Raw genomic sequence first — 26,304 nt, 5'->3', positions numbered from 1 at the left:
CCAGCCCCCGGCCGGCGCCCGCCAGCACGGCGGCGCCGCCCGCACCCGCCTCGATCTCGGCCGCGGGACGCGGCGTGGGCAGGCCGCCCTCCACCTCGGGGCAGAACGGCACCAGCCGCCCCTCCTCGCGCCATCCGGCCAGCCGAGCGTCGGAGCTCGTCTTGGCCCCGCCGTCGTAGCGCACCCGCCGGCCCATCAGGCACGCGCTGACCAGGATCCTCTCCATGCCTCGATCCTACGGAGCCGCGCGCGGCGCGCGTCCGCCGCCGCCAGGTCCGGGGGCGAGAGTGGCGGACGATAGCCTTTGGCGCGATGAACACCACCGTGGCCACGATCGTCATCGCCGGCTCGCTGCTGCTCGCGCTGGCGAGCCTGGTCAACGCTATCCGCGACCGGCCCATGGGCATGGTCCTGCTCATCGGGTTCGCCGTGCTGGAGGTGGCCGTGCTCGTCCAGGCGGGCATCGTGATCGCCGCCGTCGCCGGGGGAGAGGGGGCGCACGTGTCCAAGGGCACGCTGTTCGGCTACCTCGCCGGCGAGGCGGTCATCCCGCCGGCCGGGGTGTTCCTGGCGCTGGCCGAGCGGAGCCGGTGGGGGTCGGGGATCCTCGTCGTGGCCGGGTTCGCGATCGCGGTGATGACGGCGCGGCTGCTGCAGATCTGGCAGGGCGTGCCGTGACCTCCCCGTCCATCGGCACCGGGCCGGGGCGGGCGCTGCTGGCCGTCTACGGGCTGTTCGCGCTGGCGGCGGGCGCGCGGGCCACGGTGCAGATCCTCACCCGCTTCGGTGAGGCGCCCCTCGCGTACTCGCTGTCGGCCTTCGCCGCGCTCGTCTACATCCTGCTCACGGTCGCGCTGGCGCGCGGAGCGCGCAGGCTGGCGCTGGTGGCGCTGTTCATCGAGCTGGCCGGGGTCCTGGTCATCGGTACGGCCAGCGTCCTCGACCCGGCGGCCTTCCCGGAGGCGACGGTCTGGTCGGTGTACGGCAAGGGCTACCTGTTCATCCCTCTCGTGCTCCCGCTCGTGGGCCTCTACTGGTTGCTGCGCAGGCGTTAACGCCGCCCCGTCAGGGGCAGGGGCGAAGACATGAGCACGATCGAACACTCGGTAGACGTCAACGTTCCTGTCAGGGTCGCCTACAACCAGTGGACGCAGTTCGAGAGCTTCCCCGAATTCATGGAAGGGGTCGAATCGGTCAAGCAGCTCACGGACACGCGCACCGCGTGGATCACCGAGATCGCCGGTGTGAAGCGCGAGTTCGAGGCCGAGATCACCGAGCAGCACCCGGACGAGCGGGTCGCCTGGCACTCGGTCGACAAGCCTCGCCAGGCCGGCGTGGTGACCTTCCACCGCCTCGACGAGAACACCACGCGGGTCACGCTCCAGATGGAGTACGACCCCGAGGGCTTCCTCGAGACGGCCGCTGACTGGCTGCAGCTCGTGCGCCTCCGCGTCAAGAACGACCTGGAGCGCTTCAAGCACTTCATCGAGTCGCGCGGCGGCGAGACCGGCGCGTGGCGCGGCGACGTTCCCGGCCCGCACCAGCACGGCTCCACCCTGGGCACCGGCGACCCGACGGTCCCGCCCGGCACGGGGCAGCAGGTGCCTCCCGGCACGGTCGGCGGCGAGGACTACGCGCCGCCCGGCGCCGGCGGCCCCACACTGCCGCCGCCCGGGCCGCTCGGGCCGCACGACACCCCGCCGCAGCCGCCCCGTCCGGTCCTGTAACGGCACCCCGTCGGGACGATCCCTTCGACCGCAAAGCCCCCGGACATCCGGGGGCTTTGTCATGTGTCAGGAATAAATGCCGGTTTTGGGGCTGTTAGGATTGCCATTCGTCCCATGATTAGATGAGTGGAGGATTTCCCCCAGATGAGCGTGCTCACCCACGAGACCCGAGGCAGGACCGGCCCCCTCGCCTGGCTCCTGGTGCTGGGAATCGTCCTCGCGGCCCTGAACCTCCGCACCGCCGTCACCAGCGTGGGACCGCTGCTCGACCAGCTCGCCCAGGGCCTCGGCATGACCAGCGTCGGCACCGGCCTGCTCACCACGCTACCCGTGCTCGCCTTCGCGACGGTCGGCGCGATCACCCCGACGCTGTCGCGGCGGGTCGGCGAGCACCGGCTGCTCCTGCTCGCCCTCGTCACCCTCGGCACCGGCCTGCTCCTCCGGGCGCTGGTGGACTCCGCCCCGGTCTTCCTGCTGAGCAGCGCCGTCGCGCTGTCCGGCGGCGCCGTCGGCAACGTCCTCATCCCCACGCTGATCAAGCGCCACTTCCCGGCCCGTACCGGGATCATGACCACCGTCTACACGACCGCGCTCGCCGCCGGCACGATGCTGGCCGCCGCCGCCACCGTGCCGATCGAGCGCGCCTCGGGCGACTGGCACATCGCGCTCGGCGTGTGGGCGGCCCTGGCGGCCGTGGCCACCCTGCCGTGGCTCGCGCTGCTGCGCAGCGACCCGGCGCGCCGCCGGACCGCCGCGGAAGGCGGCGAGGCGGCCCCCGCCGGCGCTCCCGCGGGGCTGCGCCAGCTCGCCCACAGCCGCCTGGCCTGGACGGTCGCCGTCTACTTCGGCACCCAGTCGATGATCGCGTACATCATGTTCGGCTGGCTGCCCACGATCCTCACCGACGGCGGCTACACCACCGGCGAGGCCGGGGTCGTCCTCGGCGTCTTCACCGCGCTGAACATCCCCGTCTCGATCCTCGTCCCCGTGATCGCCTCCCGCTTCCGCGACCAGCGGCCCGTGGTGATCGGGCTCGTCGCGGCGTACGCGGCCGGCTTCCTCGGGCTGTGGCTCGCCCCCGCCTCGACCGCCATGGCGTGGGTGGTGCTCATCGCGCTCGGCATGGGCTCGTTCCCGCTGGCGCTCATGATGCTGGGCCTGCGCACCCGCACCGCCGAGGCCACCGCGGCGCTGTCCGCCTTCGGGCAGAGCGCCGGCTACCTCATGGCCGGGGCCGGGCCGCTCGCCGTCGGCCTGCTCCGCGAGCTCACGGGTGGCTGGACGCTGCCGTACGCGATGATCTTCGCCGTGCTGGCCGCGCAGCTCGTCACCGGCCTGTACGCGGGCCGGCGGCGCTTCATCGAGGACGAGCGGCGTGAGCGCCCGGACACCGAAGCTGCGACAATTCCGGCGTGAACTCCACTGTCGTCACCTTCCCCGCGGGCCAGGTCAGCGGCCGCTCGCGGATCGTCGGGACCGTGCCGGTGGGGGAGCGGCACGGCCTCGTCGTCTCCGAGACCCCGTTCCACCCCCTCGACCACACGTGGCCCGACCAGCCCGCCGACCGTGGCACGATCGGCGGTCTGCCGGTCGCCGACTGCGTGACCGGCGCCTGGTCCGGCGACCGGATCCACCTGGGGGCGGACATCCCGGCGCGGCGCGGAGCCGAGGGCTGGCAGTGGCTCGTCGTCCACGTCACCGACTCGCCCCTCCCGGTCGGCGAGAGCGTCGAACTGGCCGTCGACCCCGCCTACCGCGCGGCCCTGTCGGCCGGGCACACCGCCTGCCACCTGGCCGCCCTCGCCCTCAACGCCGCGCTCGCCGGCCGGTGGCGCAAGGAGCCCGCCCTGGACGCGCTCGGCCACCCCGACTTCGACCAGACCGCGATCACCTCCTCACGGATCACGCCCGACGCCAGCGTGGACGTCTACCGGCTCGGCAAGTCGCTGCGGAAGAAGGGCTTCACGGCCGACGGCCTCGACACGGCCCTCGCCGAGGTGGCCGCCGCGGTCGACGACCGGCTCAAGGCATGGGTGGCGGCCGACGCCCCCGTACGGCTCGACGTGCCGGGCCCGGAGCTGACCGCCCGGCGTACCTGGCACTGCTCGCTGCCCGAGGGCGAGGCGTCGATCCCGTGCGGCGGCACGCACGTGACGCGCACCTCCGAGCTGGGGAGCGTCACGGTGGAGCTGACCCTGGACGAGGGGACCACCCTCACCATGCGCACCACCGTCACCCGCTGAACCCCTCGCCGGGACTCGTGCCTGCGGCCATGTCTGGAGGCCGGCCGTTCCAGCCGTTGCTCGTCAGCATGTGGTGACAAACGGTGTCTGTCAGCATATGCTGACACCATGACCGCGAACGCCACCGATCTGGCCCGCGCGGCGGCCGACCCCGACCCCGGCGTGGGGCTCGCGGCGGTCGCGGCCCTCAGGACCCTGCTGGAGGAGCTGGAGGCGACGCACGTGTCCAACGCCCGGGACCGCGGCTGGTCCTGGGAGCGGATCGCCGACGCGCTCGGCGTGAAGCGGCAGACGGTCCACCGCAAGCACGCCCGCAGACTCGGAAGGTGACGCGATGCCGCCCCACGGATTCCCCGCCCCGTCCCCGCCCCGCGGGCTGGCCGATTTCGCCCCTCCCGCGCGCCGGGCCGTCGTCAGGGCCGGCACGATCGGGCTCGACGCCGGCCATCCGGCGCTGGCCACCGATGTTCTCCTGCTCGCCCTCGCCGAGACGCGCCCCTTCGGCCTCACCTCGTTCACCGCCACGCGCGAGCAGATCGGGGCCCGCGTCGACACGGGCCCGGACGCGCGGGAGCTGCTCGCGACGCTCGGCATCGACCTCGACGAGGTACGCCGCCGCACCCGGGCCGGCGCCGACGACCCGGACCGGTGGCGGCTGACGCGCTCGCCGCTGCGGCCGCTCAGGATGACGCTGCACGGGCCGCTGGGGTCGATCCCGCTGACCATGCACGCGCGCAAGGTGGTGGAGGTGGCCCGCTGGCGGCCGGGCCCGGTGACGGGTGAGAGCCTGCTGTGGGGCCTGCTGGCCGACGGCGCCAACGGCGCGGCGCGGATCCTTCGCTCCGCGGGGGTGGACGTGTGCGCCCTCGTCCGGGAGCTCGGCATGTCGGTCCGGCGGGCGGCCTGACGCTTGGTTCCTGTTCGGGTGGCGCGGGGAGTGCGGGATCTCCGATACACTTGGCGAGGAATCAAGGGGCTATGGCGCAGTTGGTAGCGCGCCTCCATGGCATGGAGGAGGTCTGGGGTTCGAATCCCCATAGCTCCACACATGGGCCGTTCCGGCAACGGCCGGACTGCAGTACGGGATCCCGTCCGATCATCGCGATCGGGCGGGATTTTGCCGTTCCGGTCTGGATGACGCGCCCGGTCCTTCGGGTCCCTCAGGTCGAGGTCACCGGCCCTTGAGGCGGCCGTTCGGTCGCTCCCTCATGGCCTTGGCAGTGGAGTGTGTCCCCGCCCCGAGGGGCTGAGGTGAGGCGGTCGCGCCCGCACGTCCTCGGCCTGCCGGAGCGCAGCCGTCTCGGCCGGAGCCGCGGAGCCGCACTTCTCACTACCGCGCGCCGTCTTTTCGATGAAAATTTCATGATGGTGCACATTCATGCCTGCGAGTTCGGCCCTGTGGTGACCATGACTCTTCTTTTGGAACGGTCCTCGAAAGTGGGCGGCGTTGACAAGATCGTCAGGGCTTACAAGACTTCTTGGGAGCGCTCCCATGTCTACTCTCCATTCGTCGGAAGGGGCAGTGTGGTGGATCTGCTGAAGAAGAATCAGGACCTTGTCCTGGCCCTCTACCGTGTCGTGACGGGCCTGCTGTTCGCCTGTCATGGCGCGGCCACGCTCTTCGACGTGTTGGGAGGACCGCAAGGCCAGGCGCCCAGCTTCGGACAGTGGCCCGGATGGTGGGCCGCCGTCATCGAGCTGATCGGCGGCGCCCTCGTCCTGCTCGGACTGGCTGCCCGGGCCGCCGCCGTCATCTGCTCGGGCACCATGGCCTACGCCTACTTCGTCGTCCACCAGCCGCAGGCGTTGTTCCCGATCGAGAACGGCGGTGAGAAAGCCGCGCTCTTCTGCTGGGGTTTCCTGCTCATCGCCGTCCTCGGGCCCGGCCGCTGGGCGCTGTCCGCACTGTTCACGCCGTCGCGAGCCCTCGCAGAAGCCAGAAGGTGAGTGTTCTGATGTCCTGCGCCTGAAGTTCGTCGGCGATATCGGGCGAGGAAGTCGAGGGTCTCGTCGGCGCTCTTCACGTCCTCGGGGGACGCCGGCGTGGTCGGCGTCCGGCTGCTCGCGGTCGGCCGGGTGGTCCGCCTCTGGTCCGCCTGACCGGGGCTCACACCGTCCGGAGCATGCCGCCGTCGATGAAGTACGTCGAGCCCACGGAGTAGGTCGCCCGGTCCGAGCAGAGGAAGACGAGGAGGTCCGCGACCTCCTCGGGGGTGGCGAAGCGGCCGATGGGGCGTGCTCGCGGGCGACGTCGTCGAGGTGACGCCGCCAGTCGTCGCCGCTGAGCTCCTTCGCCGTCTTCACCCAGTCCGGGGTGAGGACCAGGCCGGGGTTGACGCAGTTGACGCGGATGCCGTCGCCGACGACCTCGGTGGCCAGCACCTTGGAGAACATCATCAACGCGGCCTTGGTCACGTTGTAGATGGGCTCGTACCACAGGGGTTGCACCGCGCAGATCGAGGCGTTGTGGAGGATCACGCCACCGCCGCGCCGCCGCATGCCGGGGACGAGCCCGCGGGCCAGGCGCACGGCCGCCATGACGTGGAGGTCCCAGTAGGCCTGCCACTTCTCGTCGGGGGCCTCGAGGATGGTCTCGTTGGATCCCGCGCCCGCGTTGTTGACGAGGATGTCGGCGCCCCCGAAGGCGTCCTCGGCGGTCCCGGTCAGCGTCGTCGTGCCCTCGACCGTCGCCACGTCGCAGGCCACGGGTACGACGCGCACGCCGTGGGTCTCGGCGATCGCGCGCGCCTCGTCGTCGAGGCGGTCGGCGCCGCGCGCCGCGAGCACCAGGTGCGCTCCCTCGGCGGCCAGCCCCCGCGCGACCGCGAGGCCGATCCCCGAGCTGCCGCCCGTGACGACGGCGACCTTGTCAGCCAGCCCCAGTTCCACGAGACCTCCCAGAAGACTGTTCTCTCCCCGGCTCCTACCCACCACGCGGCCGGCCCGCGACGGCCGGCGCTCAGCCGAAGGGGAGCACTCCGGACTCGAGGACGATGAGGGTCCCGATGGTCATGAAGACGAACGGGACGATCCAGTGGCCGTACCTCTCGACGATCTGGATGACCTTGCGGTGCGAGCCGAGCCAGGAGCCCGCCAGGCACCACAGGGCGACGCCCACCGCGAACACCGCGATCGTCACCAGCGACGACGCCGGACCGATCGTGCGGAACACCGGCGTGTAGACCGACAGGTTGTCCGCGCCGTTGGCGATGGTGACGCCCGCCACCGGCAGCATGCCGGACGCGACGGCCGGTGGGGCCGGGGCGGCGTCCGGGTCGTCGCGGGCGTCCTTGCGAGAGCGAACGGCCGCGACGAGCCCGCGCACGCCCAGGGCGAACGGGAGGAGGCCGAGCAGGCCCACCCAGCGGTCCGGGATGATCGTCAGGCCGAGCGCCGCGACCACCGACAAGGCCACCAGGGCGGCGATCCCGGTGTACTGGCCGGCCCAGATCTGCCACGGGCGGGGCACCCCGTTGGCGCGGGACGACAGGAACAGCACGGTGAGGACGACGAGGTCGTCCACGTTCGTGCCGGCGAACATCCCGGCGGCCGTGACGATGGTGCCCGCGATGCCGTCCATGGCCGCCGAACCTACCGCGCGCCGGGGCGGAAACGGCGGTGGGGCCTGGGATTCCGGTCGCCGCCGGCTCCGGTTTCGCGCGCTTCTTAAACCTCGGGGTGGCCGAGCGTCAATTCTGCCCGTTTTCTCCCAGTAAGTGTTTCCTTGTCCCTTTGTCGGGCAGCCATGGGGCAGACCGGCCGCCGCCAGGCCGGATGCCGACAGAAGGAGCGCGTGTCATGAGTGACAGGTCCAGAGTGGCGCTCGCCCTCGCCGTGGGGTACTGCCTCGGCCGGCGTCACAAACTGCGCTTGGCGGCCGCCCTGGCCGCGGCCGGAGCCGCCGGTCGGCTACGCAAAGGCGGCGGTGGCGGGCTCCTGCAGCAGGGACTGAAGGTGCTCGGCACATCCCCGCAGATCGAGGAGATCACCGACCGGCTCCGGGGCGAGCTCCTGGAGGTCGGCAAGGCGGCCGCCGTGGCGGCCGCCAGCAAGCAGGTGGAGAACCTCACCTCGAGGCTGCACGACCGCGCCGAGACACTGCGGCACCCGAGCCCTCCGAGCGCCCCGAGTCCTCCGCGTCGCCGAGGCCGCGCGCGGCCCTCCGACGAGGCCGAGGAGGAAGAGGAGTACGAGGGCGAGGAAGACGAGTACGAGGGCGAAGAGGGCGAGGAACCGGCGGAGCCCGAAGAGGGCGAAGAGGGCGAAGAGGGCGAAGAGGGCGAGTACGAGGAAGAGGAAGAGGAGGAGCCCGCCCGGGAGAGGGGGCGCGGGCAGGGCGCCCGGGTCCGCGCGCAGGGCGCGTCCGGCGGGTCGCCCGTGAGCAGGGCCGCCGCGGCCGGCATCTCCGGGGTCAGGTCGGCGGTCGGCAAGGCGTCCCGTACCGCGACCCGGTCGTCGGGATCCAAGACGTCCACCGGCGGGTCGTCGACCTCCAAGTCGTCCTCGTCCAAGTCGTCGTCGTCCGGGTCCGCGACCCGGTCGTCGGGGGCCAAGGCGTCCACCCGCAGGTCGTCCGGCGGGGACGAGGAGACGGGCGCCCGGCCGGCCCGGCGCAAGGCCGAGTCCGGGGAGAAGGGCACGCAGGCGCGGGAGGAACGAACCGGTACGAGGCGGTCCGCGCCGACCAGTAAGACGCGGAGGTGAGCCAGGTGGCTGACGCATCGAAGGCCGACGAGTCCGCCAGGGAAGGTCCCGGTAGCGAGGTCGTCGACGCCCTGCAGGATCTCGCCATGGCCCTGGCCGAACGGGCCCTGGGGTCCATCACCGAGAAGCTGGAGGAGATGACGGGGCGGCTCACCGACGTCGCCGAGGGCGACGGCTCGGGGCTGCTCCAAGCCATCACCGGGGGCAGCGGCGCCTCAGGACTGCTCGGCGCGATCACCGGCGGCAAGGAGTTCTCGCCCGGCAAGATGCTGCTGAAGGGGGCGACGAAGGCCGTCACGGGCTCCATCGGCGAGAAGGTCGGCGGCCTGTTCGGCAAGGGTGGCAAGGGTGGCAAGGGCGGCAAGAGGAAGCTCAAGCTCACCCACATCTTCGAGACGATCGACATCGGCGCGCCGGTCCGCATCGTCTACAACCAGTGGACGAAGTTCGAGGACTTCCCGACCTTCACCAAGAAGGTGGACAGTGTCACCCAGGAGTCCGAGGAGAAGGTCTCGTGGAAGGCGCAGGTCTTCTGGTCGCACCGGACCTGGAAGTCCACGATCCAGGAGCAGGTGCCGGACGACCGCATCATCTGGCGGTCGGAGGGACCCAAGGGCTGGGTCGACGGGGCCGTGTCGTTCCATGAGCTCGCCCCCAACCTGACCCGCGTCGTCGTCGTCCTCGAATACCACCCTCAGGGGCTGTTCGAGCGTACGGGCAACCTGTGGCGGGCCCAGGGCAGGCGGGCGCGACTGGAGCTCAAGCACGTGGCGCGGCACGTCATGAGGAACGTCATGCTGCACCCGGACGAGATGGCCGACGACGGGTGGCGCGGCGAGATCCACGACGGCGAGATCACCAAGGACCACGAGACGGCCATGCGCGAGGAGCGGGAACGCGAAGAGCGCGGAGAAGGCGAGGCGGGCGAGGAGGAAGAGCGCCCCGAGGGCGAAGAGGGCGAGTACGAGGGCGAAGAGGGCGAGGAGCCCGAGGAGGGCGAGGAAGAGGAAGGCGAGGAGGAGCCCGAGGAGGAGGGCGAAGAGGAAGAGGAGGAGCAGCCGGTGGGCCGGGCCGGCGGTGAGGAGGCCGAGGAAGAAGGCGGAGAAGAGGAGCCCGAGGAGGAAGAGGGCGAAGAGGAAGAGGAAGAGGAGGCGCCACGGGCGCGGCGTCCCGCACGTCGCAGGACGGCCGCCCGGCGCTGACGAAGGAGTGAGCGTATGACCATCCAGCCCGCGGGCGGCGGCGGTGGAATAGCCCAGCGACCTTCCGCGTCCGGCCTGGCCGACGTGATCGACACCATCCTGGACAAGGGCCTGGTGATCGACGCGTACGTGCGGGTCTCCCTGGTGGGAATCGAACTACTGACCATCGACGCGCGGATCGTGGTGGCGAGCGTCGACACGTACCTGCGCTTCGCCGAGGCGGTGAACCGCCTGGACATCTCGGAGCAGGGCGGCCAGGGGCTGCCCGAGCTGATGCAGAACATCAAGCAGAACAAGATCTCCAGAGAGGGCAAGAGCGCGGCGCAGGGCGTGCTGGAGGCCGCCGCGGAGAAGCTCGACGACCTGATGGGCGGGTCCGGTGAGCAAGAGGCACGGTCCAGCCGACGGCGGAGCAGGGGGGAGAACTGATCATGACGGACACCTCCACACGCGGGCAGGAAGGGCAGGAGTCCGCCCCGGACACGGGAGTGGGCGTCTACCTGTACGGGATCGTGCCGGCCGACGTGCAGGTGTCGGACGATGCACACGGCGTGGGCGGCCCGTCCACCGCGGTCACGCTCGTACGGCACGGTGAGATCGGCGCGCTGGTCAGCGAGCTGGAGCTCGGCCGTCCCCTGGGCACGCCCGACGATCTCATGGCGCACGAGCGGCTGCTCGACGCCACCGCGGCCGAGGTGCCGGTGCTGCCCATCCGCTTCGGCGCGGTGATGACCAGTTCCGAGGCGGTCGTGGAGGAGCTGCTCGCGCCGCACCACGACGACTTCCGCACGGCGCTGGAGGAGCTGGAGGGCCGCGCCGAGTACGTCGTCAAGGCCCGTTACGTCGAGCAGGCCGTCCTCGCTGAGGTGCTGGAGGAGCAGCCGGAGGTGGCGCGACTGCGCGAGGAGATCCGCAGCCTGCCCGAGGACGCGAGCCGGGAAGCGCGCATCCAGCTCGGCGAGCTGGTCAACGGGGCCGTCAGCGTCAAGCGCGAGGCCGACACGCAGGAACTGCTGGAGGCGCTCGCGCCGGTCTGCGTGCTGACGTCCGTGCGCGAGCCCACCCACGAGCAGGACGCCGCGCACATCGCGCTGCTCGTGGAGCTGGACCGGCAGGACGACCTGGAGGAGGCCCTGGACCGGTTCGCCTCGCGGTGGGAGGGCCGGGTCCAGATCCGGCTGCTCGGACCGCTGGCCCCGTACGACTTCATCGTCACGCCGGCGGGGTGAGGTCGCATGGGCCTGCTCGGTCTCCTGTTCGGCTGGCCGCTGGCGCCGATCAAGGGAGTGATCCGGCTCGGTGAGCTGATCCAGGAGCAGGTCGAGCGCCAGATGAGCGACCCGGCGGCGGTGCGGCGCGAGCTGGAGGAGATCGAACGGGACGCGGCCGAGGGACTCATCTCCGAAGAGGAGCAGGAGGAGCGGATGCGCGAGGTCCTGGCGAGAATGATCGGCCCGCCCGCCGGAACAGGCCCCGCCGAAGCCGGACACGACCCTGCCGAAGGCGCTCAGGACGAAGGCGGAACGGGTGAAGGCGGCCCGGATGAGCCCAGGAGGTGATCGCGTGCCGGCCAGGCGACGCAGCCGTACTGACGACGTGTCCGAGCGTGAGCGGGACGATCTCCCACCGGACGAGGACGCCGCGGACGAGGAGTACGACGAGGACGAGCCGCCCACCGAGAACGACGAGAACGACGAGAACGACGACGACTACGAGGACGACGAGGACTACGAGGCCGGGGACGACTTCGAGGAGGAGCCGCCGCGGCGACGCGGGCGGCGGTTGTCCGCGTCGACCGCCGGTGAGGCCGGGCTGCGGCACATCGCCGAGCTGACGTCCCGCGAGCCGGAGGGCGTCACGCTGGTCAAGCCCTCCGACGGCGGCGGCGGGTGGACGGTGGGCGTCGAGGTGGTGGAGGACCGCCGGATCCCGTCGTCCGGCGACATCCTCGCGTTGTACGAGGCCGAGCTGGACGAGGAGGGCGGCCTGCTCTCCTACCGGAGGCTGCGCCGTTACCGGCGCGGCAGCGGCGACAGCGAGAGGGGTTGATCGTGGAGCCAGCGCGGACGGGAATCGGGCGCCAGGCCTACCCCTCGTCCTCCGGCGGACGCGAGCCGACCAACCTGGGGGACATCCTGGAACGCGTGCTCGACCGGGGAGTGATCATCGCTGGTGACATCCGGGTGAACCTCCTCGACATCGAGCTGCTGACGATCAAGCTGCGGCTGATCATCGCCTCGGTGGACACGGCTCGCGAGATGGGCATCGACTGGTGGGAGCACGACCCGTGGCTCACCGGCAAGGACCGCGACCTGCAGGAGGAGAACCGGCGGCTGCGCGACCGGGTCGCCGAGCTGGAGGAGGGCTCTCCGCGCCCCGGCTACGCCGATCGCGAGGTCGAGGAGGGACGTTCCCGCCGTCGCGCCGTCGGGGGCGGGGCCGACGAGGCCGAGGAGGGACGCCGCCGCCATCGCGTCGTCGAGGGCGAGGTGGAGGAGGAGCGTCCGCGGCGCCGCGCCGTCCGGGGCGAGAGGGTGAGGGAGGAGGACGACCGTGGCCGCTGATCCGGGGTCGGGCACGTACCTCTACGCCGTCGCCGCCGAGGAGGGGCAGCACCGTGGGGGCGCGCTTCCGCGGGGCATCGCGGGCGGCGAGGTGCGCGCGATCGGCAGGGCCGGCCTGGTCGCGTACGTGAGCTCCGTGCCGCTCGACCAGTTCGGCGAGGAGCCGCTGCGGCGCTCCATGGAGGACCTCGACTGGCTGGAGGAGACCGCGCGCGCCCACCACCGCGTCGTCGAGGCGGTGGCGCGGGAGGTGGCGGTGGTGCCCGTGCGCCTGGTCACGGTCTACAGCGGCGACGCGCAGGTGGGGGCGCTGCTGGAGGAGCGGTACGAGGACTTCGCGCGGGCGCTCGCCCGGGTGGCCGGGCGGCAGGAGTGGGGCGTGAAGGTGTACGCCGCATCGGGGGACGAGGCGGACGAGCCGGGCGAGCGGCGCGGACGCCCCGCCGAGGCCGCGGCGAGTGAACGGGCCACCGGTGGAAGGGGCGCCGAGGAAGATACAGCCGGGGAGGCGGGCGGCGCCGGAAAAGAGCCGGAGCGGCCCGGCACGGCGTACCTGAAGCGGCGGCAGCAGCACATCCGCGGCCGGGAGGAGGCGTGGCGCCAGGCCGGCGCCCGGGCCGAGCGGATCCACGGCGCGCTCAGCTCCATCGCGGTCGCGAGCCGCCGTCACCGCGCCCAGGACCCGCAGCTCTCCGGACGCCCCGAGTCGATGCTGCTGAACGGCGCCTACCTGGTGGACCGGGAGCGGGGCGAGGAGTTCGCGCGGGCCGTTGAGGAGCTGCGCGAGCCGGGCGGCGACGTGCAGCTGACCGGCCCCTGGGCGCCGTACTCGTTCGCCGTGCTGGACGACGACGGCGGGCCGCGGGAGGAGCTGACGTGACGTTCGAGGAGACGCGCGGGGCCGCGCTCGCCCGCGAAGGGCGGCTGCCGCCCGAACGGGTGGCGCTCGTGGACCTGCTGGACCGGCTGCTGGCCGGCGGCGTGGTCGTGAGCGGGGACCTCGTGCTGTCGATCGCGGACATCGACCTCGTCCGCATCTCGGTCCGGGCCATCTTCATGTCGATCCGCGAGTCCGCGCCGATCCGCGCGTACGAGCCCGTCCGGGGATACGCGACCCGGCCGGACCGCGACTCCTACGAGCCGTACGAGCCGGGGGACTGAGCACCATGGACGAGCCGGTGCGGGAGGTGCGCTCGCCGCGCCTGCGGATCGAGGCCGACCGGGAGGCGGTCGAGCGCGACCTGTCCCGGCTCGTGCTCACCCTCGTGGAGCTGGTGCGCCAGCTCGTCGAGCGGCAGTCCGTGCGCCGCATGGAGGAGGGCAACCTGTCCGACGAGCAGGTCGAGGTGCTCGGCCTGACCCTGATGCGGCTGGAGGAGGCCATGGCCGAGCTGTGCGACCGGTTCGGCCTGTCGCCGTCCGACCTCAACCTCGACCTCGGCCCGCTCGGCACCCTCCTGCCCGAGGAGGACCGGCGGGACCGCTGACGATCCGGGGCCGGGCTCCCGCCCCTCGCGGCGGGAGCCCGGCCCGGGCTCAGTGGACCGTCACGGTCGCCTTGGCCTGCAGCGTCGTGCCCGTCACCGCGCCGGTCACCGTGAACGTGCCCGGCGGGGCGTACTTGTCGGGGCTGATCGCCTCCCATGTGACGGCCACGGAGCTGTCCTTCGACCCGTCGTTGTAGGTCGCCACGACCGTCCCGGGCAGCGACGGCGCCACCCCCGCCCGGGTCGTGACCGCCTCATCGGCGATCGAGGTGATGGTCACCGCCGCGGTCGTCCGGACGTACACGGTCGCCTGGGCGGGCTGCCGGACGCCCTCGGCCAGGCCGGCGACGGTGAAGCTGGTGCCGCCGGTCCTGACCTGGTCGGGCGTGACCTGCTGCCAGGTGACGGCGGCCGAGCTGCGGGCGCCGTCCGCGTACAGGGTCTCCACGGCGGCCGGCAGCCTGGGCAGCGTGTCGACCAGGGTGGGGACGTGGACGGGGCGGACGGAGTCCGGCGGGACCTCGTACGTCTTGACCTCCAGCAGCCCGACCGACGCCCCGCCGGCCTCGAGCTGGACGCGCAGCTTCGAGGTCGTGACCGTGTCGAAGGACACGGTGTTGTAGGCGTCGACCGCCTTCGGGTAGGAGGCGACGCCGGTGACGTCCTCGAACGAGTCGCCGTCCCACTGCTGGATCTTCCACGAGGCGGGCACGCGGACGCCGCCGTCGTCGTCGAAGAAGTACACGTCGGCCTTGTTCAGCCGGACGGGCGAGGGCCATTCGAGCTGCACCCACTGCGTGTCCTGCTGCGGCCAGGTGCCCCAGCGCGGGTTGGCCCCGTCGTTGGAGCGCGGCGGGTCGATGCCGTCGTTGATCGCCGTCACCTTCTCCCACGGGGAGGTGTAGGAGGCGGTGGGCGTGGCCTTGGGCGCCACGTTCACCTGCTGGGCCTGGGGCGTGGCGGTCACGGTGACGGTCGCGGAGGTGGTCTCCGCGCCGTCCGTGGCGGTGAGCCGCAGCCGGTACGTGCCCGCCTCGGAGAACGAGACGACCGTGCTCGTGCCGGTCGGATCGGTGAAGAACACCTCTCCGGGCCCGTCGGCCTTGGCCCACTGGGTGGTGAGCCTGCCCGACGGCAGCGCGTCGTCCTTGACCACCGCGTCGATCCTGGCCTGGCCCGGGCGGCCGAAAGCGGGGTCGGGCACGACCACCACGGACGGCGCCCGGTTGGTGACCGAGCCGGCGTCGGCGCCCGTCAGGTACGCCTGCACCTCCTTCACGCCCGTCGAGTAGCCGGGCTGGTGCGTGACCAGCACCCGCAGCTTGCGCGCGGTGACGGCCGGGAAGCGGACCTCGTTGAGGTTCGCGCGAGGATGGACCGGTTTCCTGGCCAGGTCCGGCACGTCCTTCCAGGCGTCGCCGTCCTGGTACTGCACCGAGTAGAGGGCGGGCTCCCGGTGGCCGCCCGCCTTGCGGTCGTTGAAGAAGTACAGCTTGAGCCGGTCGACCCGCCGGGCCGAGCCGAGGTCCACCTCCAGCCGGTCCTGGGGCTTGCCCGACCCCTTGCTGTCCCAGTACGGCTCGTTGATCGTGAAGCCGTCCACCGCGCCCGCCGGGTCGCCGTGGGAGGCGGTGGCGGACCTGACCAGGTTCGGGCGGGTGGAGCGCAGGTCCACGCCGGCCTTCTGGAACAGGTCCTCGACGCGGTCACCCGCCAGCTCGACCTGGGCGGGGGCCTTCATCGAGGTGGCCTTCTCGGCGTGCACGACCGTGCTGTTCCCGGTGCCGCCCTCGACCTTTCCCGTGGCCGGGTCCCAGACGGCGTGCGCCAGCCCGGACAGGGTGACCTTGCGCCTGCCGTCGATCAGGATCGAGTACCCCTCGGGCACCCCGGCGTAGTGGGTCTTCCCGTCGCCCGGCTTGTCCCAGACGATGGTCAGGTCCTTGCCGCGGTAGTTCACGCCGTTGACGGTGAAGTGGTCCCAGCCGATGTCCACCGGCCACAGCTCGACCTTGCCGTCCGAGCGCGGGCGCAGGCCCATGACGTCCTCGATGACGGTCCAGTTGCTGCTGCCGAGGATCGTGTGGTGGATCCAGGAGCGGTAGCCGATGGTCTTGGTGTCCGGCTTCCAGTCGGCCCAGAACTCGTTGGCGTCGGGGTAACGGGTGTCCCCGCCGACGTACTGCGACCAGGCGTTCCAGTACAGGAGCTGCTTGTACTGCTCGGCCGTGATGTACGGCGAGGTGTACTCGCGCAGCGCCTTGGAGAACAGCGCGAAGTTCCGGGTCGAGTTGATCTGCGAGAAGTTGTTCGAGCCCGGGTTGCCGGCCTCGGCGGCCTCCGCCTTGTCCTTCTGGTTGGCGGTATAGGCCGGGAAGATCGGATATTCCGCAGGATCGGCCCACAAGCGGAGCGCCTCCCGATATTTCGGGTCGTCCGTGGGCACCAGGCCGGTCGCGTACGGGATGTAGTTGTTCGACTCCTTCCACGGGATCAGGTCGCCCGTCTGCAGGTCGCGGTGCTTGAACAGCTTGCTCTGCTCGTCCCAGAGCAGGGTGAGGATGCCGTTCTTGACCTTGTCGGCCACGCCGCGCATCTCGGCGGCCTTCGCGGCATCGCCCGTCAGCTCGTACGCCTGCGCCGCCGCCATCGCGTTGGCGTACACGTACGCGCCTTCGAGCCGCTCGTTGGCCCGCCCGTAGTAGTGGAACGACACCGCGTCGGCGTCGTTGCCGGTCATGTACTCCCGCTCGTACTCGATGACCCCGTTCTTGTCGGAGTCGTACGCGGCGAGCTGCCCGTACACGTCCTTCTCGGCGTAGCGGGCGAGGTTGCGCAGGATCGCCGGCTGGCCGCCGTGGATCTGGTAGCTCTCCAGCGCCGCCGCCGAGATGTACTGGGTGTAGCTGTTCGACCAGTTCTCCGGGTCGCCCGGGTTGTCGGTGTACTTGGTGTTGCGCGACACCTCGCCCGCCGACACCCACGGTCCGTACGAGTAGATCGGGTCCCGCAGGTACTTGAGGTCCTGCACGAACATGGGGACGGTCAACACGATCGCGTTGTTGTAGCCCAGCGCGCCCTCCACCGACGTCGGGAACTGGTAGTCGTTCCCGGGGATGTCGGCGTCGAGGAAGTTGAAGCGCATGAGCCACCAGCGGTAGTACACGAACTTCTTGATGTTCTCGTCCGGCACGTCGATGTAGGGGAGGTTCTCCGCCCACCAGGCGTTGTAGTCCTGGAGCTGGCGCCGCAGGGCCTGCTCCGGCGAGCGTCCCCTGTAGCCGTCGTACTCCGACCGCGAGGCGGGCAGCTCCTCGGTGACGAAGCCCATCTGCACCTTGGCGCGCACGGTCTTGCCCGGGTCGACCGTGACCGAGCCCTTCAGCGTGCCGTCCGACACCTTCAGCCCGTCACCGCTGAGCCTGGGGAAGATCGTGGTGAGCCGGTTCTTGGCGAACACCGCGCCCGTCAGCTCGCGGTCGCCGTCCGCCGTCCTGGTGTACGGGGAGGTCACCGTGATCGGAACGGATCTCGCCGCCGAGCCCGTGTTGGTGATCTCCAGCGTCGTCACGGCCACGTTCTCGTGGGTGATGAACTTCTTCACGCCGACCGCGAGCCCGTCCCCGGCGTACCGGCCGCTCCAGTGGCTGGGCATCTGCAGCCGCTTGGACACGTCCTCGCTCAGGCCGGTCCCGAAGGAGATCGTGTACGCGTCCCGGCTGTCGATGCTCTCCCAGTACGCGACGCTGCCGCCGAAGCCGAGCTTGGCCGGGTCGTGCTCCTTCATGAACAGCGCCCGGCCGCGCGACATCAGCCAGGGGCCCGCCGGGTCGTCACCCGGCCTGGCCAGCATGCGGTCGATCCAGTAGGAGTCGCCGCCCTTCTCCTTCTTGTAGATCTCCTCCATCATCTTGCGCGGGTGGTAACCGACGGGCTCGGCGGGCACCGGGTCCGCGCCGGTGAAGGCCGGCATGCCCAGCGTGTCCGGGGCCGCCGTCCCGGCCGTCCGCGCGGACGCGGCCGGCGGGGTGCCGGCGAGCAGGCCACCCGCCAGGGTCAGGGCGACCAGACAGGGCAGGGTTCTGCGCAAGGGGTCTCCTCCGGGGGGTGTCACTCGGCGAGAGGGGGCAGTCAATCGGCGACGGGAAGCCAGACGCGCATGGTGGCGGGGCCGCGGTTGCCCCACCGGTGATAGGGGACGAGCCGCAGCACGGTGTCCGCGCCGCCCGTCACCTGGTCCGGGCCGGGCCCGTACGGCCAGCCGTTGCCGCTGGGCGCGGCGCGCACGGCGGCGACCTCCAGCTCGACCGCCTCGCCGCCGGCCGGGCCGTCCTCCTCCGTGAGCGGGGTCCCCGTGGGGGCGACCCGTGCGGCCGGAACCTGGGCGGGCGGGACCTCCGCGGGCGTGGCCGGCGCGCGGACGGTCAGGTGCGCCAGCGGCGGCTCGTCGCCCACCGACTCCGCGCAGTACACGAGCGGCCCCCGCTCCACCGCCGCGCAGCCGCGCAGGGCGTCGATGCGCCGGTCCGGGTACGTCCAGCGCGGCGCCATGGGCAGCTCCAGCCGGATCTCGTCCCCGGCCTTCCACGGCCCCTCCGCCGCCGCGTACCCGGGCCCGACCGGACGGGCCGGACCGGAGCCGGCGGACAGCGTGGCGCCGCTCGCCCAGGAGGGCACCCGCAGCGACACGGTGCCGGCGCCGTCCTCCAGGACCCGCACGGTCACGCCGCCCGACCACGGGTAGCCGGTCTCCACGCGCAGCGCCAGGTCGCCGTGCCGGATCTCGGCGGGCGTGTGGTGGTGGATCCGCACCCCGGCGGAGTCGGCGGCGGCCACGTACGCGCCCAGGGAGGCGAGCGTGCGGGCGATGTTGTTCGGGCAGCACGACACGTCGAACCAGCGCGAGCGCAGGCTGCCCTCGGCCGCGTGGTTGACCCCCTCCGGCGGCTCGGCGGCCACCCGCACGTGCAGCGGGTTGGCGTAGAAGAACGAGCGGCCGTCCAGCGCCACCCCCGTGGCGAGCATGTTGTACATCGTCCGCTCGGTCACGTCGGCGTACCTGGCGTCGCCGGTGGCGAGCAGCAGCCGGTGCGCCAGCATGATCGAGGCGATGCTCGCGCAGGTCTCGTTGTAGGCGCGGTCCGGCGGCAGCTCGAAGTCCTCGCCGTACGACTCGTCGGCGTGCCGCGAGCCCATGCCGCCGGTCAGGTGGGTGCGCCGGGCGAGGGTCCGCTCCCACTGCGCCTCGACGGTCTTGAGCAGCTCCTCGTCGCCGGTCTCCACGGCCACGTCCACCACACCGGAGGCCAGGTAGAGGGCGCGCACGACGTGCCCGCGGAAGACCTTCGCCTGCCGTACCGGGACGTCGTCCTGGAAGTAGGCGCGGCCGAAGGGGATGTCGCCGAGCGCGGGCAGGCCGCGGCGTTCGACGAAGCGGCGGGCCATCTCCAGGTAGCGCTCGGCCCCGGTGGCCCGGTACAGCTCGACCAGCGCCATCTCGATCTCCGGGTGGCCGCAGGTCTCGGTGGTGTCCATGAAGCGCCGGCACACGTGGTCGGCCGCGCGGACGGCGATCTCGGTCAGCCGGTCCTCGCCGTGCATGCGCAGCCGGGCCACGCCCGCCTGGATGAGGTGGCCGTAGCAGTACAGCTCGTGGCCCCACTCGAAGTCGGTGTAGCGGTTGCCGCTCCACCGCGTGTTGAGGTAGCCGTCGCCCTCCTGCGCTCTGCCCACGGTCTCGGCCAGCTCCGGCAGCGCCGGGTGGTCGGCCCAGGCCATGCCCTCCAGCAGCTTGTAGATCTCCGAGTCGCTGAACTCCCGGCCCCTGCGCGGGCGCTGCCCGCGGAAGTTGCCGATCCAGCCTTCGCGCTCCATCCACTCCTGGCAGTGCGCGATGGTGACGTCCCGGTTGAGGGCCGCGCGGTCGCCCCAGAAGCCGGCGGCGAGCCGCACGGAGTCGAGGCCGAGCGGGGAGAGGACACCCGAGGAGGGCAGGACAGGGTTAGCCACGCAGAGCTCCCGACATGAATCCGCGCACGTAGTGGCGCTGCAGGACGATGAAGAGGATGAGACACGGGATCGCCATGACCATGACGCCGGCCTGGAGCATCCCGTAGTCGATCGCGCCGAACGTGCGCTGGGTCATGCTGACCACGGCCACGGGCAGCGTGAACGACGAGCCGTCGTTGAGCAGGATGAGCGGGGCGAAGAAGTCGTTCCAGGAGGCGAGGAAGGCGAACAGGCCGACCGTGACGAGCGCGGGCCGCACCGCGTGCAGCAGGATGCGGGAGAAGGCGCGGAAGGTGCCGCAGCCGTCGACCAGCGCCGCCTCCTCCAGCTCGCGCGGGATCGCCTCGAACGCGTTGCGCATCATGAACAGCGCGAACGGGAGCTGGAACATGACGAACACCAGCGACAGGCCCACCAACGAGTTCTGCAGGCCGATGTAACCGAGCAGCACGTACAGCGGGATGAGGATCGTCGCGTACGGCACCATGAGGATCGCCAGCGTGGCCAGGAACAGCAGGTTCTTGCCGGGGAAGTCGAAGCGGGCGAAGGCGTAGCCGCCGAGCGCCGACACCACGAGCGTGCCGGCGACGGTCATGGCCGACACGAGCACGCTGTTGGTGGCGTACGTGCCGAGCCCCTCGCCGAACCGGGCCATCTCCAGGTAGTTGGACGGGTCCTCCAGCGACGCCCAGCCGCTCCACACCAGCGGGAACAGGAACAGCACGGCCAGGGCCGACAGGGTGAGGTGGCGGGTCACCGCAGCCTCCGCATCATGAGAGTGTTCAGCCCGACCAGGCCCACCAGCAGCACGACCGACAGGGCGGCGGCGCCGCCGAGGTCGAAGCGGAAGAACGCGTCGCGGTAGACGACCATGACCATGGAGACGGTGCTGTTGTCGGGGCCGCCGTTGGTGAAGATGAAGAACTGGTCGAAGGCCAGCAGGGAGCCGGTGACGCTGAGGATCAGCATCAGGGCGAGCGTGGGCCGCAGCAGCGGCAGCGTGATCCTGGTGAAGATCTGCCAGCGGCCGGCGCCGTCGCTGCGCGCCGCCTCGTAGACCTCGACCGGGATCGCCTGGAGCCCGGTCAGCAGGATGAGCATGTTGAACCCGGCGAAGCGCCACAGCACCAGCGCGATCGTGGAGAACAGCGCCATGTTGGGCGTGCCGATCCACTTCACCGGCTCGTGGGTGATCCCCAGCGCCCGCAGGATCGGGTCGATGGGGCCGAAGTCGTTGTTGAGCATGCCGTAGAACAGCAGCGCGGCGGCGGCGAAGCCGACCGCGCCCGGCAGGAAGAACGCGGTGCGGAAGAAGCCGACGCCGGGCCGGCGCTCCTGCACGAGCAGGGCGAGGCCGAGCGCGACCGACGACAGCAGCACCGTGGTGATCGCCGTGTACTTCAGCGTGAAGAGCACCGCGTCGAGGAACAGCGGGTTGTCGGCGATCTTGGCGTAGTTGTCCGGGGCGTTGAAGCGGGCCGGGCCGAGCAGCGGCCAGCGGTTGAGCGACATCCACACCACGAGCACGAGGGGCACGATGAACAGCACCCCGACGATGACCGCGGTGGGCGCCGCGTACAGCCAGCCCTGGACCTTCTTGCCACGCCATCCGGCGGGCGGCGCGCCGTGCGCCGCCCGCCGTCCGGCACGCGTGAGCGTCAACGTCATTGCTGCAGCGACTTCGTGATCTCGGCGTTGAGCTGCGGGAGCTTCGAGGCGTCACCGAAGATCGCCTCGCGGGCGAGGCGCAGCCACGGCCCCTGTGGGTCGTTGTACGTCTGGCCGAAGCGCGGCGCGAACGGGGTCTGCCCCTTGGCCACCAGCGAGTTGATCAGCACGACACGCGGGTCCTCGGAGGAGTACTTGTTGCCGGCCAGGTCGGTGCGGGCGAGCACGTCCTTGTTCTTGGCCATGACCTCGACCTGCGCGTCGTCCGACATGGTCCAGGACAGGAAGTCCCAGGCCGCGTCGGCGTTCTTGGTGGTGGAGGAGATGCCGATCGAGTCGCCGCCGACGAAGGTGGACTCGCCGCCGTCGGGGCCGGCGATCGCGGTGACGCCGATCTTCATGTCCTTCGGCATGAGGCCGAGCGTGGTCGAGGGCATCGGCATGACGCCGATCTCGCCCTTGGGGAAGAAGCCGGTCCAGGTCGGGCCCTGCTCCTCCTTGGCCGTCGGGCCCACGGCCTTCTTGTCGTACAGCTCGCGCCAGATCGTGAAGACGTCGGTCATCGGCGGCCGGTCGTTGAGCGAGGTGGTGCCCTCGGGGTTCATGACCTGGCCGCCGGCCGCCCAGACCGAGGGCCAGAATGTGAAGACGTAGCAGCCGCCGCAGTTGCCGCCGAAGAACGTGCCGTGGACCTTGCCGTCCTTGCCGAGCTTGTCCTGGATGGTGGTCGCCTGCTGGGCGAACTCCTTGAGCGTCTTCGGGCCCTTCTCCGGGTCGAGCCCGGCCTTCTCGTACAGGTCCTTGTTCCAGAACCAGACCGACAGGTCGAGGGTGTGCGGCAGCGTGTACTGCCGGCCGTCCATCGTGCCCAGCTTCATGTGCGAGGGCGCGAGCTTGTCCTTGTACGGCAGGGCGGCGATCCGGTCCGTGATGTCGAGGAACAGGCCCTGCGAGGTGTAGTTGGGGACGAAGATGACGTCGGCGGCGAACACGTCGGGAAGCTGCTTGGCCCCGGCGGCGGCCGCGATGCGGGGCTGGTAGTTGTCCGTCGGGATGACGGTCAGTTTGACCTGGTTCTTGTGGCTGCTGTTGTAGGCCTTCACCAGCCGCTCGCTCTGAGCCTGGGTGGCGGCGCGCGTCCACATCGTGATGGTGGCCGGGCCGTCGGCGGGCTCGGCCGACGAACCGGTTCCGCCACCGCCGCTGCCGCAAGCCGCTGCTGTGAGCGCTAACAGTCCGAGGATGGCGATGCCGGCCAGCCGTCGTCTCATGGTCGTCTCCTTCGGGACCCCCGAGAACTAAAAGGTTTTCGGAAACGTAGAAGAAACATCGAGGCCTGTCAATGGGTGTTAGGGTGCGTGCTAGTTGTCAGGTGAGCGAAAAGGGTTTCGAAACATGGCGGGTAGGCGCGTGACCATCAACGACGTGGCCTCCCTGGCGGGGGTGTCGATCGCCACGGCCTCCAAGGCGCTCAACGGCCGGCAGGACGTGCGGGCCTCGACCCGCGAGCGGGTGCTCGCCGCCGCCGCGGAGCTGTCGTTCCAGCCGAACGCCCTCGCGCGGGGGCTGCTGTCGGGGCAGACGCGCACGGTCGGGCTGCTCACCTCCGACAGCGTGGGCCGGTTCGGCATCCCGGTGCTGCTGGGGGCCGAGGACGCGTTCGGCGCGGGGGAGATGGCGGTGATGCTGTGCGACGCGCGCGGCGACGCCATCCGGGAGCAGCACCACCTGCGCGCGCTGCTGTCGCGCCGGGTGGACGGGATCATCGTGGTCGGCGAGAGCACCAACCCGCGGCCCTCGGTCAGCAAGGACCTGCCGGTCCCCGTCGTGTACGCCTACGGGCCCTCCGACGACCCGGAGGACGTGTCGTTCGTGCCCGACGACGTCGGCGGCGCGGCGATGGCGGTGGAGCACCTGCTGGCCCTCGGCCGGCGCCGGATCGCGCACATCACCGGCCCCCGGCACTACAAGGCGGCCCGCGACCGCGCCGAGGGGCTGCGGATCGCGCTGGAGGCGGCCGGCTGCGAGCAGGTGGGGGAGACGCTCTGGGGCTCGTGGTCGCAGCGCTGGGGACGGCACGCCGCCGAGATGCTGCTCATGGCCGAGCCCGAGGTGGACGCGGTGTTCTGCGGCAGCGACCAGGTGGCGGCCGGCTTCGTGGAGGCGGCCCGCGAGCGGGGCCGCTCCGTGCCCGGCGACATCGCGGTCATCGGCTACGACAACTGGGAGGTGCTGTCCACCGAGACGCGCCCCGCCCTCACGACCGTGGACATGAACCTGGAGCTGCTCGGCCGCACCGCCGCCCAGCACCTGTTCGCCGCCATCGACGGCCGGGCGACACCTGGCGTCCACCGCATGCGCTGCCATCTGGTGATTCGCGACTCGACCGCCGCCGCGTGAGGAATCCCCGCGACGGCGGGGGAGAGCGCTTTCCCGCACGATCACAAGCGCGCGTGTGACATTTCCGTAATCCCGGGAGCTCTTGACGGGACCCATTGTTAACGTTCACAGTCTTCCCAGGCCCAGCGTGAAAGGGCCGGGAAGGAGCACTTCGTGGGATCGTCACAAACCCGGCGCATGCCGGTCATGGCGGACGTCGCCCGTGAGGCGGGCGTGTCTCACCAGACGGTCTCTCGCGTGCTCAACGAGCACCCTAACGTGCGCAGCGAGACCCGTACCCGGGTTCTGGAGGCGATCGACAAGCTCGGCTACCGCCGCAACCTCGTCGCCCGCGCCCTGGTGACCAAGCACTCCCGGACACTGGGCGTGGTCAGCTTCGACACCACCCTGTACGGTCCCGCCAGCACGGTGTACGGCATCGAGCAGGCGGCCCGCGCCGCGGGCTACTTCGTCAGCATCGTCAGCCTCAAGTCCATCGACCGCGACGGCGTCCGCGACGCCCTCGACTACCTGGCCGACCAGGGCGTCGACGGGATCGTGGTCGTCGCGCCGCAGCGCTCGGCGGCCCAGACCCTGGCCGACCTCGCGCCCGGCGTGCCCACCGTGGCGGTCGAGGGCGGCGAGGCCGGCGACGTGTCGGTGGTCTGCGTGGACCAGGTCGAGGGGGGCCGGCTCGCCACCGAGCACCTGCTCTCGCTGGGCCACGAGACCGTGTGGCACGTGCGGGGCCCGTCCGACTGGCTGGAGGCCGAGGGCCGCGTGGCCGGGTGGCGCGCCGCGCTCGCCCAGGCCGGGCTCGGGGCCCCCGAGCCGCTGGCCGGCGACTGGAGCCCGCGCTCGGGCTACGAGGCGGGCCGCAGCCTGGCGTCCATGGCGGGCGTCAGCGCGGTCTTCGTGGCCAACGACCAGATGGCCCTGGGCGTGCTCAGGGCGTTCTCGGAGCAGGGGGTGAAGGTGCCCGATCAGGTGAGCGTCGTCGGTTTCGACGACATCCCCGAGTCGGAGTTCTTCTCGCCTCCCCTCACCACCATCAGGCAGGACTTCGACGCGGTCGGCAGGAACAGCATCGAGGTGCTCCTCCGGCAGATCGAGGGCGAGGGGTCGCACGCGTGCGAGCGCCTCGTCGTCCCGCCTTCCTTCGTGGCCCGGGCCAGCACGGCGCGGGTCTGACCAGACACCTACCACCCACCGTACGACTTCACACTGTTCGGCTATATCGGGGACATCGGGGACACGGAAGCGCGGCGCTCGCGTCAGGTCACTGATGTTAGCGCTCACATAAGAAAGAAGGATTCCACGTGTTGAAGAGGATCTCGATGCTCGTCGTCGCGGGCCTCGCGGCCGCGACGCTGTCCGCATGCGGCAGCAGCGGGGGCGGCAGCGGCTCGGGCGGCGGCGGCGACGACGCGATCACCATGGGCTTCTCGCAGGTCGGCGCCGAGAGCGGCTGGCGGACGGCGAACACCAAGTCCGTGCAGGAGTCGGCCAAGACCGCCGGCATCACCCTGAAGTTCTCCGACGCCCAGCAGAAGCAGGAGAACCAGATCAAGGCGATCCGCTCCTACATCCAGCAGAAGGTGGACGTCATCGCCTTCTCGCCGGTGGTCGAGTCGGGCTGGGACACCGTGCTCAAGGAGGCGAAGAACGCCAAGATCCCGGTCATCCTCACCGACCGGGCCGTCGACTCCAAGGACACCAGCCTCTACAAGACCTTCCTCGGCTCCGACTTCGTCGAGGAGGGCCGCAAGGCCGGCAAGTGGCTGGTCGAGCAGTACAAGGACGCCAAGGACCCGGTCAACATCGTCGAGCTCCAGGGCACGACCGGCTCCGCCCCGGCCAACGACCGCAAGGCCGGCTTCCAGGAGATCATCGGGGCCGATCCCAAGTTCAAGGTCATCGCCTCGCAGACCGGCGACTTCACCCGCGCCAAGGGCAAGGAGGTCATGGAGGCGTTCCTCAAGGCCAACCCCGACATCGACGTCCTGTACGCCCACAACGACGACATGGGCCTCGGCGCCATCGAGGCCATCGAGGGTGCCGGCAAGGTGCCCGGCAAGGACATCAAGATCATCACCGTGGACGCCGTCCACGACGGTATGCAGGCCCTCGCCGACGGGAAGATCAACTACATCGTCGAGTGCTCCCCGCTGCTCGGCCCGCAGCTCATGGACCTCGCCAAGAAGGTCGTCAAGGGCGAGAGCGTGCCGCCCCGCGTGGTGACCGAGGAGACCACGTTCACCCAGGAGCAGGCCAAGACCGCGCTGCCCGACCGCAAGTACTGACCGGTGATCGGGCCGGCC

Annotated in this window: 29 protein-coding genes, 1 tRNA gene and 1 pseudogene; 22 read left to right on the top strand and 9 right to left on the bottom strand. The window is 71.2% G+C overall.

Annotated features, from left to right (window positions below; all coding sequences use genetic code 11):
* Window positions 1-226: DUF523 domain-containing protein (locus AB0H81_RS19695; protein ID WP_358376220.1), on the bottom strand; the 226-nt coding region annotated here is incomplete at its 3' end.
* 86 nt (window positions 227-312) lie between these two features.
* On the opposite strand from AB0H81_RS19695, the gene AB0H81_RS19690 reads away from it, so the two are divergent.
* The 9 genes from AB0H81_RS19690 (at window position 313) to AB0H81_RS19650 (ending at window position 5,917) form a co-directional block, all read left to right on the top strand.
* Window positions 313-678 carry a hypothetical protein gene (locus AB0H81_RS19690; RefSeq protein ID WP_358376218.1) on the top strand — a complete coding sequence of 122 codons (366 nt, stop codon included), beginning with the start codon at window positions 313-315 and terminating at the stop codon, window positions 676-678.
* Complete coding sequence (locus AB0H81_RS19685; RefSeq protein ID WP_358376216.1) at window positions 675-1,055, top strand: hypothetical protein; 381 nt, start codon at window positions 675-677, stop codon at window positions 1,053-1,055. Before AB0H81_RS19690 ends, AB0H81_RS19685 begins: the two co-directional genes overlap by 4 nt.
* A 30-nt stretch (window positions 1,056-1,085) precedes the next feature.
* The gene (locus AB0H81_RS19680; RefSeq protein ID WP_358376214.1) at window positions 1,086-1,727 is read left to right on the top strand and encodes an SRPBCC family protein; all 642 of its coding nucleotides are present in this window, start codon (window positions 1,086-1,088) and stop codon (window positions 1,725-1,727) included.
* A 126-nt stretch (window positions 1,728-1,853) separates the two neighbouring features.
* Complete coding sequence (locus tag AB0H81_RS19675; RefSeq protein WP_358376212.1) at window positions 1,854-3,143, top strand: MFS transporter; 1,290 nt, start codon at window positions 1,854-1,856, stop codon at window positions 3,141-3,143.
* Window positions 3,140-3,970, top strand: a complete 831-nt coding sequence (locus AB0H81_RS19670; RefSeq protein ID WP_358376210.1) for a metal-dependent hydrolase — start codon at window positions 3,140-3,142, stop codon at window positions 3,968-3,970. Before AB0H81_RS19675 ends, AB0H81_RS19670 begins: the two co-directional genes overlap by 4 nt.
* 108 nt (window positions 3,971-4,078) lie before the next feature.
* Window positions 4,079-4,300: a helix-turn-helix domain-containing protein gene (locus AB0H81_RS19665; protein WP_175588552.1), complete on the top strand. Its 222-nt coding sequence runs from the start codon at window positions 4,079-4,081 to the stop codon at window positions 4,298-4,300.
* A 4-nt stretch (window positions 4,301-4,304) separates the two neighbouring features.
* Window positions 4,305-4,877 carry a Clp protease N-terminal domain-containing protein gene (locus tag AB0H81_RS19660; protein ID WP_358376208.1) on the top strand — a complete coding sequence of 191 codons (573 nt, stop codon included), beginning with the start codon at window positions 4,305-4,307 and terminating at the stop codon, window positions 4,875-4,877.
* Between the two features lie 65 nt (window positions 4,878-4,942).
* Window positions 4,943-5,015: transfer RNA gene (locus AB0H81_RS19655), tRNA-Ala, on the top strand.
* Between the two features lie 317 nt (window positions 5,016-5,332).
* Window positions 5,333-5,917 (top strand): DoxX family protein, encoded by a 585-nt coding sequence (locus tag AB0H81_RS19650; protein WP_358376206.1) that lies wholly within the window; start codon window positions 5,333-5,335, stop codon window positions 5,915-5,917.
* Window positions 5,918-6,077: 160 nt separating this feature from the next.
* Here AB0H81_RS19650 and AB0H81_RS19645 read toward each other — a convergent pair whose 3' ends face one another.
* The 3 genes and pseudogenes from AB0H81_RS19645 to AB0H81_RS19635 form a co-directional block, all read right to left on the bottom strand.
* Window positions 6,078-6,407 carry an SDR family oxidoreductase gene (locus AB0H81_RS19645; protein WP_358376205.1) on the bottom strand — a complete coding sequence of 110 codons (330 nt, stop codon included), beginning with the start codon at window positions 6,405-6,407 and terminating at the stop codon, window positions 6,078-6,080.
* Window positions 6,326-6,859 (bottom strand): annotated as a pseudogene (locus AB0H81_RS19640) (SDR family oxidoreductase); the annotation flags it as partial. The pseudogene AB0H81_RS19640 and the gene AB0H81_RS19645, both read right to left, overlap by 82 nt.
* A gap of 70 nt (window positions 6,860-6,929) precedes the next feature.
* The gene (locus AB0H81_RS19635) at window positions 6,930-7,550 is read right to left on the bottom strand and encodes a cadmium resistance transporter (RefSeq protein ID WP_358376204.1); all 621 of its coding nucleotides are present in this window, start codon (window positions 7,548-7,550) and stop codon (window positions 6,930-6,932) included.
* 218 nt (window positions 7,551-7,768) lie between these two features.
* Here AB0H81_RS19635 and AB0H81_RS19630 point away from each other — a divergent pair, with 218 nt between their 5' ends.
* From AB0H81_RS19630 to AB0H81_RS19585, 10 genes are read left to right on the top strand one after another with little or no spacing between them, the layout of a single operon-like run.
* Window positions 7,769-8,674 (top strand): hypothetical protein, encoded by a 906-nt coding sequence (locus AB0H81_RS19630; protein WP_358376202.1) that lies wholly within the window; start codon window positions 7,769-7,771, stop codon window positions 8,672-8,674.
* Window positions 8,675-8,679: 5 nt separating this feature from the next.
* Window positions 8,680-9,876, top strand: coding sequence for an SRPBCC family protein (locus tag AB0H81_RS19625; protein WP_358376200.1), 1,197 nt, complete (start codon window positions 8,680-8,682; stop codon window positions 9,874-9,876).
* Window positions 9,877-9,891: 15 nt separating this feature from the next.
* Complete coding sequence (gvpJ, locus tag AB0H81_RS19620; protein WP_358376199.1) at window positions 9,892-10,305, top strand: gas vesicle protein GvpJ; 414 nt, start codon at window positions 9,892-9,894, stop codon at window positions 10,303-10,305.
* Window positions 10,306-10,307: 2 nt separating this feature from the next.
* Window positions 10,308-11,105, top strand: coding sequence for a GvpL/GvpF family gas vesicle protein (locus AB0H81_RS19615; RefSeq protein WP_358376197.1), 798 nt, complete (start codon window positions 10,308-10,310; stop codon window positions 11,103-11,105).
* Between the two features lie 6 nt (window positions 11,106-11,111).
* On the top strand, window positions 11,112-11,435 hold the full coding sequence (locus AB0H81_RS19610; protein WP_358376195.1) for a gas vesicle protein GvpG: 324 nt from the start codon (window positions 11,112-11,114) through the stop codon (window positions 11,433-11,435).
* A gap of 4 nt (window positions 11,436-11,439) precedes the next feature.
* The gene (gene gvpO / locus AB0H81_RS19605; protein ID WP_358376193.1) at window positions 11,440-11,925 is read left to right on the top strand and encodes a gas vesicle protein GvpO; all 486 of its coding nucleotides are present in this window, start codon (window positions 11,440-11,442) and stop codon (window positions 11,923-11,925) included.
* A gap of 2 nt (window positions 11,926-11,927) precedes the next feature.
* On the top strand, window positions 11,928-12,440 hold the full coding sequence (locus AB0H81_RS19600) for a gas vesicle protein (RefSeq protein ID WP_358376191.1): 513 nt from the start codon (window positions 11,928-11,930) through the stop codon (window positions 12,438-12,440).
* Entirely contained in the window at window positions 12,430-13,320 is an 891-nt protein-coding gene (locus AB0H81_RS19595) for a GvpL/GvpF family gas vesicle protein (protein WP_358376190.1), read from the top strand. Before AB0H81_RS19600 ends, AB0H81_RS19595 begins: the two co-directional genes overlap by 11 nt.
* Window positions 13,317-13,601, top strand: coding sequence for a gas vesicle protein (locus tag AB0H81_RS19590; protein WP_358376188.1), 285 nt, complete (start codon window positions 13,317-13,319; stop codon window positions 13,599-13,601). The genes AB0H81_RS19595 and AB0H81_RS19590 overlap by 4 nt, the downstream gene beginning before the upstream one ends.
* Before the next feature lie 5 nt (window positions 13,602-13,606).
* On the top strand, window positions 13,607-13,927 hold the full coding sequence (locus AB0H81_RS19585; protein ID WP_358376186.1) for a gas vesicle protein K: 321 nt from the start codon (window positions 13,607-13,609) through the stop codon (window positions 13,925-13,927).
* 49 nt (window positions 13,928-13,976) lie between these two features.
* On the opposite strand, the gene AB0H81_RS19580 is transcribed toward AB0H81_RS19585, so the two are convergent.
* Genes AB0H81_RS19580 through AB0H81_RS19560 form a run of 5 tightly spaced genes read right to left on the bottom strand, consistent with a single transcriptional unit; the run spans window position 13,977 to window position 22,875 of the window.
* The gene (locus AB0H81_RS19580) at window positions 13,977-18,017 is read right to left on the bottom strand and encodes an Ig-like domain-containing protein (RefSeq protein WP_358376184.1); all 4,041 of its coding nucleotides are present in this window, start codon (window positions 18,015-18,017) and stop codon (window positions 13,977-13,979) included.
* A 41-nt stretch (window positions 18,018-18,058) separates the two neighbouring features.
* Entirely contained in the window at window positions 18,059-19,936 is a 1,878-nt protein-coding gene (locus AB0H81_RS19575; protein WP_358376182.1) for a beta-L-arabinofuranosidase domain-containing protein, read from the bottom strand.
* On the bottom strand, window positions 19,929-20,693 hold the full coding sequence (locus tag AB0H81_RS19570) for a carbohydrate ABC transporter permease (RefSeq protein WP_358376180.1): 765 nt from the start codon (window positions 20,691-20,693) through the stop codon (window positions 19,929-19,931). Before AB0H81_RS19570 ends, AB0H81_RS19575 begins: the two co-directional genes overlap by 8 nt.
* Window positions 20,690-21,604, bottom strand: coding sequence for a sugar ABC transporter permease (locus AB0H81_RS19565; RefSeq protein ID WP_358376178.1), 915 nt, complete (start codon window positions 21,602-21,604; stop codon window positions 20,690-20,692). Before AB0H81_RS19565 ends, AB0H81_RS19570 begins: the two co-directional genes overlap by 4 nt.
* Window positions 21,601-22,875 (bottom strand): sugar ABC transporter substrate-binding protein, encoded by a 1,275-nt coding sequence (locus tag AB0H81_RS19560; RefSeq protein WP_358376177.1) that lies wholly within the window; start codon window positions 22,873-22,875, stop codon window positions 21,601-21,603. Before AB0H81_RS19560 ends, AB0H81_RS19565 begins: the two co-directional genes overlap by 4 nt.
* 139 nt (window positions 22,876-23,014) lie before the next feature.
* Here AB0H81_RS19560 and AB0H81_RS19555 point away from each other — a divergent pair, with 139 nt between their 5' ends.
* From AB0H81_RS19555 to AB0H81_RS19545, 3 genes are all read left to right on the top strand, one after another.
* The gene (locus AB0H81_RS19555) at window positions 23,015-24,004 is read left to right on the top strand and encodes a LacI family DNA-binding transcriptional regulator (protein ID WP_358376175.1); all 990 of its coding nucleotides are present in this window, start codon (window positions 23,015-23,017) and stop codon (window positions 24,002-24,004) included.
* A gap of 186 nt (window positions 24,005-24,190) precedes the next feature.
* Complete coding sequence (locus AB0H81_RS19550) at window positions 24,191-25,174, top strand: LacI family DNA-binding transcriptional regulator (RefSeq protein ID WP_358376225.1); 984 nt, start codon at window positions 24,191-24,193, stop codon at window positions 25,172-25,174.
* Window positions 25,175-25,302: 128 nt separating this feature from the next.
* Window positions 25,303-26,286, top strand: a complete 984-nt coding sequence (locus AB0H81_RS19545) for an ABC transporter substrate-binding protein (RefSeq protein ID WP_358376173.1) — start codon at window positions 25,303-25,305, stop codon at window positions 26,284-26,286.
* The last annotated feature ends 18 nt before the right edge of the window (window positions 26,287-26,304 follow it).

Source organism: Nonomuraea sp. NPDC050691, assembly GCF_040654455.1.
Taxonomy (GTDB): Bacteria; Actinomycetota; Actinomycetes; order Streptosporangiales; family Streptosporangiaceae; genus Nonomuraea.
Note: the sequence above shows the minus strand (reverse complement) of the source record. Positions and strands in the feature narration are given on the sequence as shown.